This window comes from Candidatus Syntrophosphaera thermopropionivorans (assembly GCF_004353895.1).
Lineage (GTDB): Bacteria > Cloacimonadota > Cloacimonadia > Cloacimonadales > Cloacimonadaceae > Syntrophosphaera > Syntrophosphaera thermopropionivorans.
Map to the genome: position 1 here is coordinate 137,324 of NZ_SMOG01000001.1, position 21,931 is coordinate 159,254.

Annotated in this window: 19 protein-coding genes; 4 read left to right on the forward strand and 15 right to left on the reverse strand. The window is 37.9% G+C overall.

The window, feature by feature from the left end; genetic code table 11:
- The 11 genes from yihA to E0946_RS00645 form a co-directional block, all read right to left on the reverse strand.
- Positions 1-612, reverse strand: coding sequence for a ribosome biogenesis GTP-binding protein YihA/YsxC (yihA, locus tag E0946_RS00595; RefSeq protein WP_133200526.1), 612 nt, complete (start codon positions 610-612; stop codon positions 1-3).
- Complete coding sequence (queD, locus tag E0946_RS00600; protein ID WP_133200527.1) at positions 605-976, reverse strand: 6-carboxytetrahydropterin synthase QueD; 372 nt, start codon at positions 974-976, stop codon at positions 605-607. Before queD ends, yihA begins: the two co-directional genes overlap by 8 nt.
- Before the next feature lie 13 nt (positions 977-989).
- The gene (locus tag E0946_RS00605; protein WP_133200528.1) at positions 990-1,922 is read right to left on the reverse strand and encodes a magnesium transporter CorA family protein; all 933 of its coding nucleotides are present in this window, start codon (positions 1,920-1,922) and stop codon (positions 990-992) included.
- A gap of 545 nt (positions 1,923-2,467) precedes the next feature.
- Positions 2,468-3,856: a tRNA uridine-5-carboxymethylaminomethyl(34) synthesis GTPase MnmE gene (gene mnmE, locus E0946_RS00610; protein WP_133200529.1), complete on the reverse strand. Its 1,389-nt coding sequence runs from the start codon at positions 3,854-3,856 to the stop codon at positions 2,468-2,470.
- Positions 3,857-5,719 (reverse strand): 1-deoxy-D-xylulose-5-phosphate synthase, encoded by a 1,863-nt coding sequence (dxs, locus tag E0946_RS00615; RefSeq protein WP_133200530.1) that lies wholly within the window; start codon positions 5,717-5,719, stop codon positions 3,857-3,859.
- Positions 5,720-5,721: 2 nt separating this feature from the next.
- Complete coding sequence (locus E0946_RS00620) at positions 5,722-7,686, reverse strand: BatA domain-containing protein (RefSeq protein ID WP_133200531.1); 1,965 nt, start codon at positions 7,684-7,686, stop codon at positions 5,722-5,724.
- Between the two features lie 3 nt (positions 7,687-7,689).
- Complete coding sequence (locus E0946_RS00625; RefSeq protein WP_133200532.1) at positions 7,690-8,715, reverse strand: PorV/PorQ family protein; 1,026 nt, start codon at positions 8,713-8,715, stop codon at positions 7,690-7,692.
- Entirely contained in the window at positions 8,712-9,674 is a 963-nt protein-coding gene (locus E0946_RS00630) for a phosphatase PAP2 family protein (protein ID WP_133200533.1), read from the reverse strand. The genes E0946_RS00625 and E0946_RS00630 overlap by 4 nt, the downstream gene beginning before the upstream one ends.
- Position 9,675: 1 nt before the next feature.
- Positions 9,676-10,320 (reverse strand): glycerol-3-phosphate acyltransferase, encoded by a 645-nt coding sequence (locus E0946_RS00635; RefSeq protein ID WP_133200534.1) that lies wholly within the window; start codon positions 10,318-10,320, stop codon positions 9,676-9,678.
- On the reverse strand, positions 10,317-11,027 hold the full coding sequence (locus E0946_RS00640) for a YggS family pyridoxal phosphate-dependent enzyme (protein WP_133200535.1): 711 nt from the start codon (positions 11,025-11,027) through the stop codon (positions 10,317-10,319). Before E0946_RS00640 ends, E0946_RS00635 begins: the two co-directional genes overlap by 4 nt.
- A 152-nt stretch (positions 11,028-11,179) precedes the next feature.
- Positions 11,180-11,593 carry an acyl-CoA thioesterase gene (locus E0946_RS00645; protein ID WP_133200536.1) on the reverse strand — a complete coding sequence of 138 codons (414 nt, stop codon included), beginning with the start codon at positions 11,591-11,593 and terminating at the stop codon, positions 11,180-11,182.
- 102 nt (positions 11,594-11,695) lie between these two features.
- Here E0946_RS00645 and E0946_RS00650 point away from each other — a divergent pair, with 102 nt between their 5' ends.
- The 4 genes from E0946_RS00650 to smpB are packed head-to-tail and all read left to right on the forward strand — an operon-like array spanning position 11,696 to position 17,114.
- Positions 11,696-14,305, forward strand: coding sequence for a YfhO family protein (locus E0946_RS00650; RefSeq protein WP_243713673.1), 2,610 nt, complete (start codon positions 11,696-11,698; stop codon positions 14,303-14,305).
- Between the two features lie 22 nt (positions 14,306-14,327).
- A complete protein-coding gene (mtnA, locus tag E0946_RS00655; protein ID WP_133200537.1) occupies positions 14,328-15,371 on the forward strand; it encodes an S-methyl-5-thioribose-1-phosphate isomerase in 1,044 nt (347 codons plus the stop codon).
- Positions 15,364-16,686, forward strand: a complete 1,323-nt coding sequence (locus tag E0946_RS00660) for an amidohydrolase family protein (RefSeq protein WP_133200538.1) — start codon at positions 15,364-15,366, stop codon at positions 16,684-16,686. Before mtnA ends, E0946_RS00660 begins: the two co-directional genes overlap by 8 nt.
- Complete coding sequence (smpB, locus tag E0946_RS00665) at positions 16,683-17,114, forward strand: SsrA-binding protein SmpB (protein ID WP_133200539.1); 432 nt, start codon at positions 16,683-16,685, stop codon at positions 17,112-17,114. The genes E0946_RS00660 and smpB overlap by 4 nt, the downstream gene beginning before the upstream one ends.
- An 11-nt stretch (positions 17,115-17,125) precedes the next feature.
- On the opposite strand, the gene E0946_RS00670 is transcribed toward smpB, so the two are convergent.
- From E0946_RS00670 to add, 4 genes are read right to left on the reverse strand one after another with little or no spacing between them, the layout of a single operon-like run.
- Positions 17,126-19,162 (reverse strand): aminopeptidase, encoded by a 2,037-nt coding sequence (locus tag E0946_RS00670; RefSeq protein WP_133200540.1) that lies wholly within the window; start codon positions 19,160-19,162, stop codon positions 17,126-17,128.
- A gap of 30 nt (positions 19,163-19,192) precedes the next feature.
- Positions 19,193-20,227, reverse strand: coding sequence for an endonuclease (locus tag E0946_RS00675; protein ID WP_133200541.1), 1,035 nt, complete (start codon positions 20,225-20,227; stop codon positions 19,193-19,195).
- A 13-nt stretch (positions 20,228-20,240) separates the two neighbouring features.
- Positions 20,241-20,819: a D-sedoheptulose-7-phosphate isomerase gene (locus tag E0946_RS00680; protein WP_133200542.1), complete on the reverse strand. Its 579-nt coding sequence runs from the start codon at positions 20,817-20,819 to the stop codon at positions 20,241-20,243.
- 2 nt (positions 20,820-20,821) lie between these two features.
- On the reverse strand, positions 20,822-21,901 hold the full coding sequence (add, locus tag E0946_RS00685) for an adenosine deaminase (protein WP_133200543.1): 1,080 nt from the start codon (positions 21,899-21,901) through the stop codon (positions 20,822-20,824).
- Positions 21,902-21,931: the final 30 nt, after the last annotated feature.

Genomic DNA, 21,931 nt, shown 5'->3' on the forward strand with positions numbered 1-21,931 from the left:
TTATATCAGATGTGCTCCTATCCAATTATAAAGAGGTTCCAATCCTGTCTTTTTTAGGGCAGACACCGGAAAGATATCTTTATCTTTCAACCCAAGTCCTTTAGCCAGATGTTGTAGCGTGCGATTAAGTTTGGTCTTTGGTATTTTATCTGCTTTAGTAGCGACGACACAGTAATCTATTCCTCTAAGTTTTAACATTTCCAAGAGTTGGATATCTTTAGGATCGGCTGCTAATCTTATATCTACCAGAACTATTATTCCTTTTAACATTTCTCGCTGGTCAAAGTAGTTGTTTATCATTTTACGCCATTTTTCCTGTTCCGCTAAGGGGACTTCTGCATATCCATAGCCAGGGAGGTCAGTTAACTGTAAATGTCCTTCTTTTTGAGCTTCATCATCTTTCCACCGAATAAGGAAGAAGTTTAAAAGTCTCGTTTTACCAGGATGTGAACTGGTTTTAGCCAATTGATGATAGCCAGTTAATAGATTGATTAAGGTGGATTTACCAACATTACTTCTTCCTGCAACAGCGAATTCAGGGTAGGCACTGGCAGGATAATCTTTGGGTTCAACTGCACTTTTAACAAAATAGGATTGCACGAATCTAAGCATTGCTATATATAACACTAACTTTATCGGATTCTTGCAGTTCCACTTCTAAAAGTGATAGCGAGCTATCTTTAAAGGATTCGCTTATGCTTTCAAAAATGTACCTGGCAATATTCTCAGAAGTAGGATTAATATCTTTAAATATGGGCAGTTCATTTAAAAAGATGTGGTCAAGCTGATTTAAGATTTCCCAGAGCTTCGCTTTTAAGACTTTAAAATCTATAGCCATTCCAAGGGAATCAAGTGTATCTGTCTGGAAAGTAACCTTAACTTTCCAGTTATGTCCATGAACATTGCTGCAAGGACCTTCATATCCACGAAGTCGGTGAGCAGCACTAAAGTAATCATAGACGCTTAATTTATACATAGATAACCTCTATTTAAAACATATTTTTATGGATGAAATATAATACCACGAGGGTGGATGCAACTGCTGAGATTCCCATCAAAATGAGAAAAGCATATTTACTTTCTTGAAGTGGTAATGCTACATTCATACCCCAGATACTTGCCACCAGAGTTGGTAGCATCAGGACGATACTTACTGAAGTCAGGAATTTCATTCTGATATTTAAGTTGTTGGAAATGATAGAAGCAAAAGCATCCATCATACTGCTTAAGATACTGGAATGGACATTAGTCATCTCAATAGCTTGACGATTTTCAATAATAACATCTTCAATCATATCTTCTGCATCAGGGTCTTGATTCAACCACCGTGAGCGTTGCATCCTTTCCAGAATTATTTCATTTGATTGCAGGGAAGTGGAAAAATAGACCAGACTTTTTTCCAATCTTAAAAGACGAGTGATCTCTTTATTTCTCATACTCTGATATAATTCAGTTTCTATGTTATTGGAACGGCGTATGATTTCTTTCAAGAACTTCAGAAAATAGATAGCAGTGCGGAGAGCTATTTGGAGTAGAAAACTCTGTTGTGTGATATTAAAAGGTTTATGTTTACCTTCAAGGTATTGAGTGAGCACTTCAGTGGCAAAGAAAGAAACAGTTATGAGCTTGTCCTGTACCGCAATTATTCCTAATGGAGCTGTAGCAAAAGGAATAGTGGCAGATCTATGACGGTAATATAAAGGCACCCGAAGTATAATGAGAACTGCACCTCCATCATATTCCATACGGCTGTTCTCATCAGCATCCTGGAGGTCGGTGATATAGTCTTCTTCCAAATTGAAGCGTTCAATCAATTGTTTGATTTCTTCATCATTAGGATTATCCAGATGAATCCAGAAAGCTTCATTCGGTGACATTGCAGGGACAAAACGCTGCTCTTGAACTTTGAAATATTGGACCATAATCACCTCCTTTTTTACTTATTTCTTATTTACCATTCTTTTAAACTGCTATATTATGGCAATAGAAAATTTAGAGCTCCATATCTATCAAAAAGATAGACATTTTTTACCCGGTTCTTTTATAAAATTCAAGGATTTCATATGAATGCAGCTCAGGAGTTCATAATTAATTATCATATAAATCTTAAGATTATTGGACACAAAAAGTCAGGAAAGTTATAGCTAATTGTATTATATATCAGTGAGTTAGGCATATTTTAAATTGCAAAACTCCTAATTGACTCTCTCTTAGCACTTTATGAGCAAAAGAGCCAAGAGAGAGCCAGGAGAGAAATTGGGGGAAGGCATACATCTTCCCAGGTTAATATAAAAAGGACAATAATGATAAGTAATGATATGGTAATAAAGAAATAAGGGATAGTAAGGTGGAAAATAAGAGGAAAATAAATTATGAAGAGAGAAGATAAAGGTGTAAATAATCTATGTTAAAAGGGATATTGGGGGACTATATGTAAGAGCTGGATATTTTAATTAAGTGTGAGATATTATTTTCCAATGCAGAAGTTATTGAAAATATTGGTGAGTAAGTCCTCGGTGGTAACGATACCCAGAATTTCTTCCAGAGCTTGGCTGGCGGCAATTAAATCAAAGGCGGTAAATTCATAACCTGCTTGATTATCAATAGATTGGAGAGCATTTTTAAGAGAAGAAATGGCTCTGGATAAAGCAGCAAGATGACGTGCATTAGTTACTAAGGGACGGTCAACCCATTTTTGAGGTAGAGCAAAATGATTAAGAATGGCTTGCTGGAGTTTTTCCAGACCTTCTATTGCATATACAGAAGCAGGAATAGCGGAATCAGGTGAATGTCCATTCAAATTATCAGAGTTTTTGACATCAGAAAAATCAGGAGTTATAAGGTCATATTTAGTTGCTACCCAGAGAATTTTATTCTTTATTTCAGAGGGAAGTTCATCAATTTCTTTCCAGTCAATTTCCTGGTCTACAGGAAGAAGATAGAGAATTAAATCAGAGTTTTGCATAAGCTCTCTGGTTCTTTCAATACCTTCCCGTTCCACTTCATCGGAGCTGATTCTCAATCCGGCAGTATCATATAAGATCAAGGTATAGCCCTGTAAATTAACTCTCTCTTCCAAGTAATCTCTGGTAGTACCAGGATGAGGGTTAACAATAGCACGATTATACTTTAGAAACGCATTGAAAATAGAGGATTTACCAGAATTAGGTGCACCTACCAGACTGATTTTAATGCCTTCTCTGATATATTTACCCTGCGAAACACCTTCTGCATACAGCTCTTCTGCTTGTTTTAAAATATGGGATATTCTATTTTTCAAATCTTCAGGATCTACAGGAGGTAAGTCCTGATCTGCGAAATCAATAGCTAATTCACAGCGTAATCTTGTTTCCGATATATCATTTAGCAAATTTTGTAAATGCTGTGAGAGAATTCCCTGCACCTGCATTAACGCAGCTGATTCAGCCATAGCCCCGGAGGCAAAAACGAGGTCATTAACTGCTTCTGCTTGAGGGAGGTCCATTTTTCCATTTAAAACTGCTCGCAAAGTAAATTCTCCTGGATTAGCCATTCTTGCATCCAGAAGTAGATTTTCCAGGATTTGAGAAGCAATTTGTGGATTTCCATGCGAGGATATTTCTACCACATCTTCGCCGGTATAGCTGTGAGGTGCTCTAAAAACTGTGCAAAGCACCTGGTCTATAGCTCTTCCTTCTCGGGAATAAAAGGTGCCAAATACCACCCTATGAGAAGGGCAATTGAGTAGTTTTTTGCGGGGCTTAATATATTGTGCTACAATGCCAATGCTTCCTTTTCCACTGATTCTTACAACATTTATAGCAGCATAACCCGGAGGTGTAATAAGAGCACAGATAGGCTCGGAAAGATTTGCCATTTATAAACTTAGATGTCTTTGTATCTCTTCCGAAAGATGAGCGGGAGTGAAACCAATCAATTCATTAAGCTGTTCTATCTTTCCATGCGGTACAAAGAAATCAGGATAACCAAAGTTAATTACTTTACAGGGTGATTCTTCCAGCAATTGTCCTATGCGAGCACCAACTCCACCGATTACCACATTGGTTTCAAAGGTAAAGATATGGGAGCAGGTTTTTCCGAGATTTTTTAGCAAGTCCTCATCTAAGGGTTTCAAGCAACGGAGATTTATAAGCCAGGGATTTAATCCCTTGCTATTTAATAAGTTCCAGGTTCCTAAAGCAATTTGCCAGGCTCCCCCTTCGGAAAGTAGAGCAATATTTTCACCTTCTTTAACTATTTGAGCTTTACCAGGGATAAAATCGGTAACAACTTCTTCACTGTGAAAAGCAGAACCACGAGGATAACGGATAGCTATGGGACCTTCCTTATAAGTGGCAGCAAAGTTTATCATAGCAATCAATTCCTCATCATTGGCAGGAGAAAAAATCATTAGATTAGGGATGGAATTTAATAAGGAGATATCAAAGGTTCCATGATGAGTGGGCCCATCTTCTCCTACTAATCCAGCACGGTCAATACAAAAGACGACTGGTAATTTTGGCAGAGCAACATCGTGAATAACCTGATCTATAGCTCTTTGTAAAAAGGTGCTGTAAATGGCAACGAAGGGTTTTATTCCCTTGCATGCCAAGCCAGCGGCAAAGGTCACAGAATGTTGTTCTGCTATTCCTACATCAAAGAATCTTTTGGGGAATCTTTTTTCAAAAGGGGTTAAACCTGTGCCAGAGGACATAGCTGCTGTAATAGCCACAACCTCAGGATTATTTTCCGCTATATCGCAAATCGTTTTTCCAAAGACTTCGCTCCAGCTTTTCTTTCCATTAGCAGGTAAAGTTCCACTTTCTGCATCAAAAGGTTCCACGCCATGGAAGAGGACTGATTCTTTTTCTGCAGGTAGATAACCTTTCCCTTTTTGAGTGACAACATGGAGAAAAACCGGACCTACCATATGTCTTTGAATCCGACGAAGCATAGTACAGATTAAATTTATATCGTGACCATCAATGGGGCCCACATATTTAAATCCTAAATCCTCAAAGATGATATTGGGGACCAGTATGTTCATCATTGATTCTTCAAGTTTTTGAGCTCCGAGAATGAAGGTTCTACGTAGATTTGCAGGTAAGGTGGAACTGAGGTCCCAGATTTGTTGTTTCAGAGTGTTATAAGGACGGCTTGCCAGCATTCTTGCGAGATATTTTTGCAGACCACCCACATTTGGTGAGATGGACATAGCGTTATCATTTAAAATTACGAGGAATTTATCTTTCTGGAGTTGCCCTGCATGATTTAAAGCTTCAAAGCTCATACCACCAGTTAATGCTCCATCTCCAATGATGGCAATACAATGTCCAGTTTCACGATTGAGGTCTCTTCCACAAGCCATACCCAAAGCTGCAGAGATAGAAGTGCTGCTATGACCTGTGGTAAAAGCATCATAAGGGCTTTCATTTCGGTTGCTAAATCCACTCAATCCATTAAGAGAACGGAGCGTTTCAAATCTATCATTTCTTCCAGTAAGGATTTTCCAGGTATAGGTTTGATGACCTACATCCCAGACTATACGGTCTTTTAAGGGATCAAACACATTGAGCAAGGCGATGGTCAATTCAACCACACCTAAACTGGCAGCGATATGTCCTCCAGTTTTGGACACAACATCAATGATGCGTTTGCGGACTTCTTTTGCCAGGAGGTTCATTTCTTCCGTATTTAATTTTCGGATGGAAGAAGGGTCCTTTATATTTTCTAATATCATAGTTAACTTCCTGAACTGGGAACTGCTTCCGGAATGGAGCGCAGTTCCTCACTTTTAACCAGAATAATTTCCAGAATTACCAGAGCTAAGGCTATAGCCAGCAGGATTTTCCATAATTCATAACCCAGCCGAGTATGGAATATCTTATCCTGCCAGTCCTCACCTAAGAGCTGGACATTTTTCAGTTCTTGATAATTCATTGGGATAAATTCACTTTCCTGTCTGGGAGCTTCCACCGATATAACCGTTTCCGTTCCATCAGCCTTTTGTAGAATATAAATTCCCGGTTGAGAAAGCTTATAAGGACGATTGGAAAATAACAAGTTTTCACCAGCTGGAGTTATTACACTGTGAGTGTTTATTATATCTCCGACAATATATTTTTCTCCGGTAGCAATAGATGAACTGGTATGTTCCAAACAACGATAAGCGAAGACAGGAAAAGCTGCATCCAGCAAAAATGTAGAGCGTTCTGAACCAGGGTCAAAGTTCCAGAGGATAAAATTATCTCTGGCTAAGGCAAAGGTCTCTCCCGAACCAGCCAGAAGTGCATTTATTTCCCTCCCTTCTAAATGCCAGAAATCTGAAATGTTATTGAATTGAAGACTTTTTCCAGCAACAAGAGAAGTGGTAAAATGATGGGGATTAACATAAGTTATAGATTTTGGCTGAGATTGCCAAGCACCAAATTTGACCTTAAATATATTTTCCAGAAATGCGCGATATTCAGTGGAAAGATTAGCGGAAAGACAGAAAAGAGCACCACGATTGGAACTCTGTAAAGTATTTATGACTTCTCGCATCTGAGGTGGAAAAGAAGGGGTGCCTAAAAAAACATAGGATTGGTATTGATTGAGCATAGAAAGATTAAGTTGCTGCGGTTCAATTAAATTAATTTTGCCTTCGGAGCCTGCATAAACTCTTAAGAGAGAATATAAAGCTGGAGGTAAAGACCTGTTCTGGGTGATGACCGCAATTTGAGGATAAAGATAAAAAGGGAACGAAAAATAACTGCGATTATCTTGTTCCAGATGGTCATCAACCACTTCCACATATCCACTCTGCCAGCCATCTTTTTGCAGGTCTATGACCATAGTTTGATTTACCGTCTGACGAGCAGGAAGATGGACGAATTTCTCTCCTACCTTTGCTTCTCCCAGCACTGTTCTAACTAGCACTTCCTGACGGTCTTTATTTCCATGATTGGTGAGTTTAAACTCAATAGTTTGTCTTCTGGATTTTTCTGCCAGTTGAGGTAAGACCTGTGCTTGAGAACAACTTAGATTTGAAAAATCTTCGTTCTCAGCGATGTTAATCACTTGGAGGGTAATATCAGAAGGGGAAGGATATTCCTGTTTTTGACCATCGGTTATCAGGTAGATTTCTTTATTGGCAAACTGAGTTTCCTGTAAGCGGCTTTTTGCCTGTTCCAGCATAAGGGAAATGGTTAAAGGTTCGTAGGTAACGCTTATTGGTTCTATGATATCTTCTGGAATAGAGCCTGCATATATCTGAGAATGAAGGCGATTCCAGTTTTCATCTGAAGTGACCAGGATTAAACGGTCATCAGAATTGGAGAGTGAATTAATCTTTTTGATTGCATCCTTTGCTCGGTCTAAATTGCTGCGAGAATCATAAACATAATCCATACTATATGAGGTATCCAATAAAATTGCTAAAGCTGTGGGAGGATGATTAGCAGAAGGTTTCAAATGAGAAGAAGAAAATAAAGGTCTGGTAGCAGCTAAAGTTACCAGCAGAATAATGAGCATACGTATGATAAGTAGAAGGATATTTTTAAATCGGGTTTTCTTTTTTTCCTGTTCTTGACTGGCTTTGATGAAACGGATAGTAGGGAAAACAACCTGTTTTGGTTTTTTCTTAGCCAGCAACCAGATAATTAATGGAAGTATAGTTGCAGCTAAGAAAAAGAGGAATCCTGCATTGAGGAAAGTTAAGTTACCCATAGTTTAGGGCATTCCCACACCCAGCGATATAAGTAATTCACTATCTTTAAGTTTCATACCTTTATTGTTCAAGGAAAAGTCAAAACGGAAAATATTGTAGTTATATCCGCCACCAATGGTATAATTGATATTCTGAGTACCATAAAAGTTGTGACTATATAGTCCAGCTCTAAGCGCCAGTGCTTTATTTGCACTTTCCACACTATAATATTGCGAACCCCAGGTCCAGATATATTGTCCTCCAAGATGATAGGTGGTATCAGTGGATTGAGCAATTTTACCCTGCAATCCCAGATTTAAGTTGAAATTATCTGTTCCGTATTGAATACCCATAGCTACTCTGCTTTGAATAGCTTCTGAATTGTAATGTTCCCAGTATAAGCGAGAGAAAATATCATAAGCTGCCAAACCATAGGTGAAACTTCCCGTCTGGAGGGTAAAACCTAAATCAGTAGAAAAGCCATTAAGTTTGTCATCAATGAAGGAATTTGGATTGGTAGAGACAAGATAGACCAGCCTTCCCGTTAAGTATTTAAGATTTAAACCGAAGCGAATAGGTTGCCAGGAATCATCACTGCCAGCTATGGTAGCTTGAACTTTATCCAGTTTATAGTCATAATAGCGATATCCCACTCCGGTTTCAGGAGGTTCAACAATATGTACAGAAGCCACTGGTTGATAAGTCCATGCTGTTTGTTTTGCCAGAAGAGAAATATACTTTAACTGCTTGGGCTTCAAAATATTGCTAAATTGAGCAGCTTCAGCAAAATTCACCGCTTCATCACTTTTTATCCTGAATGCACCCATCAATACGCTAAAATCATTGTCTCCAATTAAAGCAGGATTGGAATAACTGGAATAGAAATCTCCTGCATAGGTTACATTTAATCCACCCATACCTATGGCAATAGGGGAAACATTGTTTTCAGGAAGAGCATAATCATAACTCTGAATGATAGGCATATCCGAATTCTGAGCAAAAATAGAAATAGAGCAAAAGAGGAATAGTAAAGTTAGTAGTCGCTTCATTTTGGTTCTTTCTCCAGTTTTTGTCTAATCCAATTAGCTACAAAGTAACCTGCAATCCCGGTTACAATTCCTGCCACTGCATCAATAAACCAATGATAATGGCAGTAAACCGTAGAGATAGATAGAAAGAAAGCTATTACACAGAACACATAACCCCATTTACGCACATATTTTAAACCCGCAATAGTAAGCACTATAGTTATTGCAATATGAGAACTTGGGAAAGCACCACCCCAGTGTCCACTATGATTATAGATAAAAGCCATAAGTCTGGTGAAAAAGCCATAACGATAGGAATGAGCTAATTGATAACCTTCAGGAAAGTAACGACCTCCAACAACCGGAACGAGACTATAGAAAAAATAGCAAAAATAAAAGACAAAGGTAAGATTGAATATCAGCTCTTTAAAGCCTTCTTTATTTTTAAAATAGAGATAGGTAGGCAATCCTGCAATCATAGGATAATAGCAAAAATAGGCAAAATGGAAAAATTCCTGGGCAAACCAGTTGTCATATTTTTGTCCCCAGACCATTGAAGGATAATAACCAAAGATTTTATAATCTATATTGCTGAAGAAAGGGTCCAGCCACTCAGGATAGAGAATGCGACAAACCGAATGCAGAGAAGTGTAAAAATAAGTAAAAAGGAGAACAGGATAAATACTTCTGATAAATTGGAGAAATTGCAATAGCTTAGGATTCATAACGGAAGCATAATTGCGTTCCAGCCAAGCCATAAGTAACACAGCAGTTATAATGCTGATAAATCGTGGAAGATGAATTGCAGGTTGTTCTGCTCTCCCCACAAAAATACCAATTATCATATAGATAATAATCCAGGCACAATAAGCAATGGTTATAATATCTATGGGGCTTAAGAAAGTTTTGGTCTTGCTTTCCACATCAACTAAAGAGGTCTTTTTTTCTTTTATAAGAGCTTCAGAAGCATGGTTGGACATTCTATATTTCGCCTAACCTTTTGGATAATATGAAATTAAGTACACCCATAATAATTGCAATAGCCCAGATTATAACGATAAAATGAGGAGGTAAATTCCTTCTAAAAGTAGGAATAAAGGCATAAAAAATATGAGTTAAAAGCACGGGAAGAATAACAATAACATACTGAGCAAAACGAACTTGTTTCCAGATGAAGGTAATTACTCCGGCAACAATTAAAGAAATAATCATAGGAGCGGGAACAAAATAGAGCAAATACCCACTATAGGTGAAGATTCCTCTTCCACCTTTGAAGTTATTGGTAGCAGGAAGACAATGTCCAACCAGCATTGCCAGTCCATAAAGTAACATAATGTTTTTGTTATAAAGAAGGTCAGCCCCCTCTACAATTCCATAAAAATTAAGCCAGCGCACGAGATATTCTATTACAAGTAAAAAGAAGAAAGCTTTAAGAATGTCCAGTAATCCTACCAGGACTCCCAGAGGACGACTCACATTAACAAAGATATTTTCTGTATCAGCTAAGCCAGTGCCAACTTTATATATATTTAAAGAACGGAAGGTTTTTGCTACAACACGAGCGGAAGAGATGCAACCATAAAAATAGGCAGCTATAATGATTAGAATTAAAATCAGATAGTTCAATTTGTTCCTCCATAATTTCTGGTACCAAAGATAATAGTGCCCAGACGTAGCATATTGGACCCTTCTTCCAGAGCTATCAGGTAATCTTCACTCATTCCCATAGAAATATATTTCATTTGAACTTCAGGTATTTTTTCAGCCTCTATTTTCTCTTTCAATTTCCATAATTTTCTGAAGTAGGGACGGGTGTTTTCCGGGTTAGGACTAAGCATTCCGATGGTCATTAATCCTTTAATATTCAGACAAGGCAAAGCAGCAATCTGCCAGATCATATCTATAGCATTTTCTGGGTTGACTCCACTTTTAGTGGTTTCAGCAGTAGTATTAACCTGAATTAAAATATCCTGAGTGATATTTTTTCGTCCCAGTGAACGATTAAGTTGTTGAGCGATATATAGACTATCTATGGACTGAATGAGCATTGGTTTTAGTTTTAAGAGATTGTTTATTTTATTGGATTGGAGATGACCTATAAAGTGGAAACCTTCATAAGGAACGGTTATAAATGGGATTTTATGTATTGCTTCTTGCACCTTGTTTTCTCCGATATGAGAAATGCCATTTCGCAGAGCTTCCTCTATTACTGCAACTGGATGAGTTTTCGTGACAGCTACAATAGTTATGTCATCTTCAGGTCTTCCCAGGGAAATTAGTTTTTCTACAGTTTGTTCTTTTATTCTCTTAATATTGTCCGCAATACTGGACATTCAAGCTCCTTTTATCATATTTTTATAGAGAAATCCTTTTTTATCTTTGACTGGAACTGTCAAGAACAATTTACTTTTACTTACTATGATACAAGCCTTTACCGATAATAAAGTACCACCGTGCTAAGAGTAAATAGTTTTAATTAGCTTATTTAAGATGGAGCTTTAGATTCTTGGTAAAGATGGAAGACCTCAAAGACTTCCACTGGTAAGCGTTGCGCTCTTCCTTCACTGGCAAAAACTCCCAGCATCTGAGCTTCAAAGCAGAGCCTACCACTGGAATCATAAATCTGCTGAATCCAGTGTTGTTTTATTCTGCTTATTTCATCAAACCAGCTTCGGATAGTGATTAAATCCTCATGCTGGACAGCTCTTTTATAGTCCAGGTTGAAATTTCGGATAAGAATCTGCAGATTGAGCTCTCTCATTCTTTTAATGGACATCCCCATCTTTATCATAGCTTCCACCCGTGCAGCTTCCAGTAATTGGAGATAATTAGCATTGTTTAGGTGTCCATACACATCACATTCATAGCCGTATATTCTTTTCTGGAATTCAAATATCATAGTGCAACTCCGTTATTTAAATAACTATGCTGTGCAATTTATTCTTGACCAATAAAAGCAGCATAATTCAAAGGTAATAACAATATCTGATTTGAGGATTATATGGCTAAGAAAATTGTCAATCCCAAAATTTCCCCAGTTGGGAAACAAGAGAAGAAAAAGATGGTAACTCAGCAAGAGGTAAAGAAAAAATTGCAGGAAAAAGGCAAACCCTCTTCTGTGCCAGTTAGTGTAATCGAACCTGGAGAGACTCTTTCTCAAAAGAAATGGCTGCCCTGGGTTTTGATGATATTTTTGTTTGTATTTGTTAGTCTGCTCTATTTTCCAGTAGCTTTTCAGCATATGGTTCCTCCAGCTTCGGATACAGCTCAATGGGAAGGAGCTGCACATCAGATAATAGAGTATAATAAGACCCACAAGGACCCTGCTCTCTGGACTCAGAGTATGTTTTCCGGGATGCCTTCTTATATGATATCTTTTCCCAATCGCTATCCTTTTCTGGAAAACATCACCAGGATAACAGATAAGGTTATCAACTGGAGGATATTCCTGCTATTTGTAGGTGCTCTGGGAATGTTTTTATTGCTACGCTATCTCAAACTAGATATCTGGGCTTGTTTTTTAGGTGCCGTAGCCTTTATGTTTTCCTGCCACTGGATGGGATTATTGGAGATAGGACACAATACTAAATTCCGAGCTATAATGTATATTCCCTGGGTTATCTGGGCTTTAATTCATTTAAGGAAAAAGCCAGGGTTGCTTGGACTTGGATTCTTGAGCACAACCTTGATTATGCAATTGCGAGAGAATCATCCGCAAATCACCTATTATTTATATCTATTTGTAGGATTGTATTGGATTTGGCAATTGATAGTAAGCCTTAAAGCTAAGGATTTAAAGAAATTCTGGCAATTTACTGGATTGCTTATTCTGGCATTTCTGATAACAGTTTTAGCGGTTATGAATCCCTATTTAAGCACTTGGGAATACAGTAAATATACCCCTCGTGGTAGTTCTGGGGGTCTGGAAACCAGCTATGCTCAGCAATGGAGCTTTCATCCTCTGGAAATCGTTACCTTGATTATTCCTAATTTTTTTGGAGGTGTGAGTCCTGATTACTGGGGTTATATGCCCTTCACTCAGACTTATAACTATTTTGGTATTGTAGTCCTGGCTCTGGCAATTATAGCTTTGTGTGGTAAAAAACATCGTAAAACAGCTACCTTTCTTGGAATCAGCTCTCTACTCTTTTTAATTATGTCTTTCGGTAGTGCTACACCCCATCTCTCTAATCTATTTTTAAAATATCTACCTTATTTCAATAAATTCCGAGTACCCTCTATGATTCTGGTGATGGTTCAGATTCTGGCAGTAATTATGGCAGGACTGGGATTGGACACTATTTTAAGTTTGACGGAAGAGGAAAGAAAGCAATGGAGCAAAGGACTTTTCAAGGCTTTCTGGATTTGTGGAATAATCTTTCTATTATGGTTGATTCTGGCTAAACCTATTTTTGGAGGGTTACCTTTTGCCAGTGCACAAGAAAAGCAACAGCTGGCAAAATACAATATGACTGAGATTCCTGCTGATATTCGTGCTACACGGCTTAATATGCTATATACCAGCGGAATATTGAGTCTACTACTATTAACTGTCAGTATTGGATTGGCATATCTTAAAACCGTGAAGAAATTGCCTCAAATGATTTTTGTGGTTCTGATGTCGGTAATTGTCTTTATTGACCTCTATACCTATACAGGTAAGTTTCTCAAAAAAGAGAATCTGCAACCTGTTCAGCAATATAAAGACCGCTTTGCAGCTCAGGATTATGATGAATATCTACTGGCTGATAATAGCAACTATCGGATTTATCCAATTGAACAAAATATTATCAGTGATGCACGTTTGCCTAAGACCACAGGAGAATGGGCATATCATCATCAAATAGTTACAGGTTATTCTGCTGCCAAACTGGCTCGTTATGATGCTTTAATGAACTATCTGCAGGATAGCGTTAAAGGACCTGGTGAATGGCGTGATTATCTTATTGGAATTTTTAGCCCTGAAAAGGGAGAAATTCCACGAGAAAAACCAACAAATATAATGGATATGCTATCAGTTAAATATATGTTGCATCCTGAACACCTGCCCTATGATTCATTATTAGTTAATATCCATCCAGTCTTTGATGGAAGTGACAATGTGATTATATATAAAAATAATAGAGCTTTGCCTCGTGCCTGGTTTGTGAATAAAGTACAGAAAGTGGCTCCCGCAGATTCTATCTTACCACTTTTGAGGGAAGAGACTTTTAATCCTCGTAATCTGGCTTATGTGGAAACAGATATTAAAGATGTGCAGGCTCCTGATTCCTGCAGCGTGGTTCAAACCGTTAATGAATTACATAAGCTGGCTTATGATGTTTATACTGATAAGCCTTCTTTCTTAGTGCTTAGCGAAGTTTATTATCCCGCTGGCTGGAAAGCAAAGTTAGACGATAAAGAGATTCCTATCTATCCAGCTAACTATATCCTTCGTGGATTGCAGATTCCAGCAGGTCAGCATAAACTGGAACTGGTTTTTGCTCCAGAATCCTATACTATCAGTATCAGATTGAGTTTGATAGGTTTGCTTGCGAGTTTATTAACTCTTATAGGTGGATTAATCTGGAATTATAACAGAATTAACAAAGTTAAAGAGGAGAAAGTTTAAAACTAAATAAAAACGGAATAATATGATAATAAATCAAAAAGAATATAAAAGTGTATGGTGGGAACATAATCGTTTGTATGCGATTGACCAGAACAAACTTCCCTGGGAACTTTCCATTGTAGAATTCACAGATTACCTCCAGGTGGCTCAAGCCATAAAAGATATGACCGTTAGAGGAGCTCCTGCCATTGGAACTGCAGCAGCTTTTGCTATGGCTTTAGCGGCGCAAGTTGCACCCGAGGATAGATTTCGTGTTTCTCTTAGAGAAGCGAGAAAACATCTTTTAGAAACTCGTCCCACCGCAGTGGATTTGCTTAATGGGGTAAACTATGTTTATGAACAGACCATAAAGTTTATTCCAGATATAAAGCATTGTCGGCAAGTTGCCATACTTGCAGCCCAGGAATTTGCCAGACACAGTGAAGAGGATTGTCGCACGATAGGCGAAATTGGAAGTGCGATAATTCAGGACCAGTCAAGAATCCTAACTCATTGTAATGCAGGGGCATTAGCCACTGTGGATTGGGGAACAGCTCTTGCTGCTATTCGTTTTGCTCATCGTCAGGGTAAAAAGATTTTTGTTTATGTGAGTGAGACTCGTCCTCGTTTTCAGGGTGCACTTCTCACAGCTTTTGAATTGGAACAAGAAGGAATCCCTCATTCTATCATTCCGGATAGTGCTTGTGGCTTCTATTTCTGGAAGAAAGAGATTGATTTAGTGATTACTGGTGCTGATCGTGTTTGTTTAAATGGAGATGTGGCAAATAAGGTTGGAACCTATGAAAAAGCAGTTCTGGCAAGATATCACAGAGTGCCCTTTTATGTGGCTGCTCCACTTTCCACTTTTGACCTTGGGTGCATTCGGGGCAAAGATATACCTATAGAATTCCGCAGCGAAGAAGAAGTGAAACAGTTCGCTGGTGTTCCGACAGCTAATCCTTCATCTCCTGCTTTGAATCCAGCTTTTGATATCACACCGGCAAAACTTATAACTGGAATTATTACTCCTCAGGGCATTTTTCCTGCTTCTGAAGCAGCTCAAAAGGTGCAAAAATACTATGAATAAAGAGATTGATTTAATCGTAAAGGGTGGCATTATCCTTTGTATGGATGAGGAGATGAGGAATCTGGAAAATTACCAGATTGCAATTGATGAAGGCAAGATTATTGACATCTATCCAGCAGAAAGCAAGGAATATATTGCTACTAAAACTCTGGATGCATCGGATTGCATTGTGATGCCTGGTTTGATTAATGCACATACTCATCTTCCAATGACCTATTTTCGCGGTTTAGCGGATGACCTTCCTCTGGAAATCTGGTTAAATCATTATATCTGGCCACTTGAAGCAAAGATTCTAAATAGAAACTTCATCTATAATGCCTCGCTTCATGGAGCAGCAGAAATGCTGAAAAATGGCATAACCCAGATTCACGATATGTATTTTGATATGCTGGCTATAGCTGATGCCTGTACTAAAGTGGGTTTGCGTGCTATTATTGGCGAGGCACTTTTAGATGGGAATAACAGTTCTCCAGAAAGGTTTAATGAACTTGGAAATAAGATGCTGGAATTGAAACAACGCTATAAGGATAATCCCTATGTGGATTTTAATCTGGCACCTCATTCCATCTATGGTTGCAGTCGTCAAACGCTGGAGAAATGTGCTCAGGTAGCAGCTGATACAGGAATATTATTGCATATGCATCTTTCCGAAACAAAATCAGAGGTAGAACAATGTATCAAAGAACACGGATTGAGACCAGTTTTTTATCTAAAGGATATAGGAATCCTTGATTTACCAGCGGTTTATGCTCATGGAGTCTGGATAGATGAAGAAGAAATTGAGCTACTATCAGAGGTTCCTGCTTCTATTGCTATCTGTACGGAAAGTAATCTCAAACTTGCTTCTGGCATTCTTCCTTTGGCTGCTTATAGAAAGTATAAGGTAAATCTTTGCTTTGCTACTGATGGAGTTGCCTCTAACAATAATCTGGATATCCTGTCAGAAATGGATGTTACCGCTAAGTTGCATAAAGTGATAAATAATGATCCTGCTTTTCTTCCAGCAGTGGATATTGTGAGAATGGCAACTTGTGATGCAGCCAAAGCTCTTGGTATTTCCCATAAACGTGGTTCCCTGGAAATTGGTAAAGATGCAGATATTTGTATCCTTAGTCTTTCCGAACTGGAAAGTCAGCCACTATATAATCCCTATTCTCATATTGTCTATGCTCTCAGTTCAAGGAATGTGCGAGATGTTGTCGTTAATGGCAAAATTGTGCTGGAAAATGGGAAGCTTATGCAAGAGGATGAATCTGCTCTTATTGCTACCGCTAAACAACAAAAAGAATATATTCTTCAGCAATTAGCAAATTGAAATCAATTAAAAATAGAAGAGCTGAACACGACTATTATATCCTGCAGAAAATAGAAGCGGGAATAGTACTGACTGGAAGTGAAATAAAATCCATCCGGGCAGGAAATGTCAATTTTCGCGATAGCTATGCCAAAATTGAAGATGGAGAATGCTGGCTTTACAACCTTCATATCAGTCCCTGGGGAAAATCTGCCCATTTTGTTCCGGATCCCAGTCGCAAACGCAAACTATTACTTCATAAAAGAGAAATTATCAGGTTAAAATCTAAAGTTGAAGAACAAGGTATGACCTTAATCCCTCTGGAACTCAAAATCAATGAAAAAGGGCTCTGTAAGGTTATTCTGGCTCTGGCAAAAGGGAAAAAGATTTATGACAAACGAGAATCCCTTCGCAGAGAAGCCATTGAAAGAGATAGAGAAAGAGGATAATAAAAAATCATTTACCATCCTTCATCCAGAGGTATATTTAATTCTTCCGTACCAGGGAGAATAAATCTACCGTTTCGGATGATATCAGTGCGAGTTCCATCGTAACCAATTGCAGTAATAGAATCCAGCATTTCATAGGGTAGGGTGATATCTATATGTTTATTGGTGTAAGCATTTATAGGGTCTTCTTTTCTGGTAGTACTTTTTTCATTTTCTACAGCAATCATAGATTTACCGTTTAAAAAATTGATATGAGGAGCCTCTTCTTCATGGCTGAAGCAGGTATCTCCAATGGCAAAATGAGGTCCCATCTTTTCTATGATAAGGATAGGAAGGCGAGAAATAATATTGTATTTACGAGCCATTTGATAAGCTGTGGTATTAGTGCCGATAGCAAATTCGCCCAGAGGTAAAGTCTGATGTGGTAGGAGGAGATTTTGGTAGATATATCTTTTACTTTCTTCAGGATCAGGAAAGTTGGTGCAGGAATAATCTTTAATCCAGCCATCTTCAAATTGAATTTTTAGATTGAAAAAGCGAAGGTTCTGCAGGTAAATATCTTCTACAAAGAGTGTACCATTAGTGCCTTTAAGTAATGGAGAAGTGAAGACTTCACCTACAGGAATATTAACATCTGCTACACAGTTTTCAAACTTAGTTTGATGTTCAGAATCGGATAAGGGATGTAATTTAACTATAATATTGGTTTCATTTCCTGGTTTACCCTTAACATAGACAGCATCAGCATTATCCAGCACATCTATTATCTTTTGTTGGATGAGAGCATATTTATGACTATCCAGCGTATTGATTTTTACCGTATCGGCAAAGATTTCAGGGAATTGAGGTCCAATTTCGGGAGATGGGAAAGCTATAATGGTAAAACTTGTTTCATCGGGATGATAATACTTCATATAGAGAAAGGAATTTTTACTGCTCAGTTCCCTATAAAGCTGTTCCTGCTCAGGACTTAATTGAATAGTAGAAGATTTGATTTCAGGAGTGAATGGAAGCTCACCAAAAAGTTCAACATAGACAGGTCCCGCTTGGTCAATAATGAGGTTTTTTAGATCTTCCAGGATATCTTCTGCAATTTTGAGGCTTTCATCCACATAGGAACGGTCAAGCAGTAGTGCAATATCAAAACGATGGTCATAGTTGTATTGACGATTAGCACCTTTAGTATAAGGTTGAGTGACTAAAGGGATAAAATTAAGCCTTTTTAATTCTTCTATCAAAAGCTTCCCAAGGCGTTCCATACCACAAGGAATAACCAGATTTACATATTTCTTGAGCGAATAATCTTTTTTGGCACGAATAAAACCATCTATCCAGCACTGAATTATATATTTTGCCAGCTTATCCAGTTCCTCTGAGGGATATTGAGTCATAAAATCTGCGAGGGCAAACTCATTATCACTGATATAATTTCCATAACGGAAAAGATAGCGAAGATCATTTAAATCCGAAGTTTCTATAATATTACGGAAAAGGTCAACCTCAGGAGAGAGTCTCAGTAGATTTTGAAGAGCAGATTTTAAATACATATTGGTTAAACGGGCAGAGAGATATACCTTTTTCCAGTCATCAAAATTGGCATTATTAGAAGAGGCTAAATCATAAAGAGTTAAGAATAAATGTAAATCTTCATCCAGTTGGAGGTAGTTATCAAACAAGAGATATGTGCGTGTATTGCGATATTGAGTGTAAATAGCAGAAAGTAACTGTCCCATATCTTTACCATATAGATTTACTGTGTAATCTGGATTAGCCAAGCTTCTCTGATAACCTTCTGGTTTGATGGGGGCGAAATAATCAGCATTGAGTGTTTGTAGCAATTCTATAGGTGTAGATTTAAATTCTGGGTCTTCCGAAATTATTTTCCCGAACTCATATCCTTGAAGAAAAATATCCCGAGAGGCATTAAAAAATTCTTTAAAAGGAAAATCTTCAGGTATAGTTAAAGCTTCCAGTTGAGTTTTTTTACTTTCCCACTTAGGTTTATAGCTTTGCAATTGTGACTTAATTTGTTCATAATTAAGGCTCATAATTTATCCTTTTTCGCAGTAGAGAGATAATCAATTAAAAAGAACTTTAGCAGTGATAGTCTCTCCACCGCTTTTAATATTTATCAAATAAATCCCGGAAGGGACTTTTGTCCCGGAAGAGTTTGTGCCATCCCAGATTATTTCCGTAGAACCAGAGAGAAGAGTCTGATTCCAGGTGCGGATTTTTTGACCTTTAAGATTATAGATAGAGATTTCTGCCTTACCAACATCCTGACTCTTGATATTTATAACTGCAGTATTATGAAAGGGATTGGGTGAGATAGAGCTAAGGGAGAGGTAAGATGGGGGTGAAGTTATTGTCTCATCGGTAATTGGAGTACTCCAGATACGGTCTACAAATTCTGGATGGTCAACATAGGGATTACGATTATTTTGAAATTCATAGATGGCGTTATTACGTGCAATTTCCGCTGCATCTGGAGGGTCTTGAGTATTCCAGACAACTAAATCGGGTATCATATTTACATTTTGCTGAGTAAGAGTATCATAATAACGGGTATTAAAATATAAGAGAGCACGTGCCACATTTCCCTTGGATTCATCAGCAGGTTCAAAAACGGTATAACCATTGGCACTAAGACCACGATAGCTTTGCCACGGAGTATATGAATAATAAACATTGGCAGAATTATGATTAGCAACAGTGAAAAGAGGGTAATTACTACGGGCACTATTGACATTGGAATCAGAAGGGAAAAGATGATGAAGGTCAGAACGACGCACTGGATCATTCTCAACTCCAAACCAGCTTTGGGCATAAATGTGTTCTGTATTTGGATTAGTTGAACCAGTGTAGTTATATCCTACATAAAAGGATTGGCCAGTATAGATACAGGTTACATAGCCATTAACATTATCCAATTGCTGGAAAAGAAAAGCTTTAGAACCATTATAACTATTATTGGTATTGGTAGATATGAGTGAATGTAAAGCTGTATAAAGAGTTTGTCCGGTGAGATCAATCACAGAATCGTAATAATTTCCCTGAGCAAAACAGAAGATACTCAGTGAAATTAAAATAAGAGTAAAGATTATTTTTTGCATTATGTACCTTTAGTTAAATGTAGGCAAAAAGCCTATTTTCTATGTTTTCTAATAAGATATGGATTATCATTGTATGAATTTCCTGCACTCTATCTGTGGCAAAAGAGGGAACGATAAGTTCAAAATCACAGGTTCCGGCAATTTTTCCTCCATTTCCACCTAATAAAGCAACAGTGAAGCAATCAAGACTTAGAGCCTTTTGAACACCTTTGATGACATTGAGAGAATTACCGCTGGTGGAAATTCCTACCACAATATCTCCTGCTTGGGCATAAGCTTCCACTCCTCGAGCGAAAATTTCTTCAAATCCGAAATCATTGGCTACACAAGTGATAAAAGAAGGATCAGATAAGGCAATGGCGGGAAGAGCTTTACGATTTTGGCGAAAATGTCCAGCCAGTTCTTCGGCAAAATGCATAGCATCGCACATAGAACCGCCATTTCCAAAGATAATCACTTTATTATCTCTCTCAAATGCTTCAGCTATCAGGTCTGCAATCTTATCTATGGTTTCTAAGTTGTGGTTATTGGTAATAAAAGCTTGCAAAGTCTTTTCGGCTTCGGTAAAAGATTTCTGGATAAGGTCAAACATAGTTACAGATTTTCCTTCATTTTAATAGTGGTTTTTAGTTCGCTTTTTTCCAGTTCTTCCAGCTCGCGGAGAGTTTCATTTATCAATCTTACTCGTTCTTTATAAGGTAAGAAAGCACTTTTGAAGCCATTAAGGATAACATTTTTTATGGTGGGATAATCCAAGTGAAGTTCGTTGATAGCAAGCATATATTCATCGGTGACAGTGGTATCACTAATGGTGCGATTGTCGGTATTGATAGTAACTCTTAATCCATAATCAATATAGAAATCTATAGGATGACTTTGAATATTGGGAACTGCTTTAGTATGGAAATTGCTTTTAATGCAGATTTCTAAGGGGATTCTATGGTCATTAACATAATTCAGTAAATCACCATCTTCCACTAAACGAGTTCCGTGTCCGATACGATGTGCTCCACAATAATGCACAGCTTGATGAATGCTATCAGGTCCATAGGCTTCACCCGCGTGAATAGTTATATTTAGATTGTTTTTAAGAGAGAGCTCAAAAGCTTCTTTGTGTTCCTTGGCGGGATAATTAAATTCGCTACCAGCTAAATCAAAACCGACTACTCCTCTATTTTTAAAAGCCACTGCTAACTCAGCTAATTTAATTGAAGTGGTAGGGTCCATATTCCTAAGTCCGCAGATAATAACACCTGTCTCTATGGGAAATTCTCGCTCTGCTTGTCTTAAACCATCTATAACTGATTGAGTGATTTCAGTCATTTTCAGTCCCTTTTTTGTGTGTAAAATAGGAGAAAAGCGCACTTCCATATAACGGACATTTTCATTAGCTGCATCCTCTGCCAGTTCATAAGCAGCGCGGTATAAACCTTCCTTGGTTTGAAGAACAAGATTAACTATATCAAAACCACGCAGATATTCTTCCAGACTTCTGGTATGTTCATCACAAACGATAAGTTTTCTGAGTTCACCCGGGTCCATAGTAGGAAGCTGTATATTGAATTTTTTAGCTAAATCTATAATGGTATTTATCCGAACACTACCATCCAGATGGACATGAAGGTCAGTTTTGGGGAGCTTTTGCACAAATTCACGAGTTAATTTTATATTCATTTTTTACCTCAAATAATTCCTTAACACTAA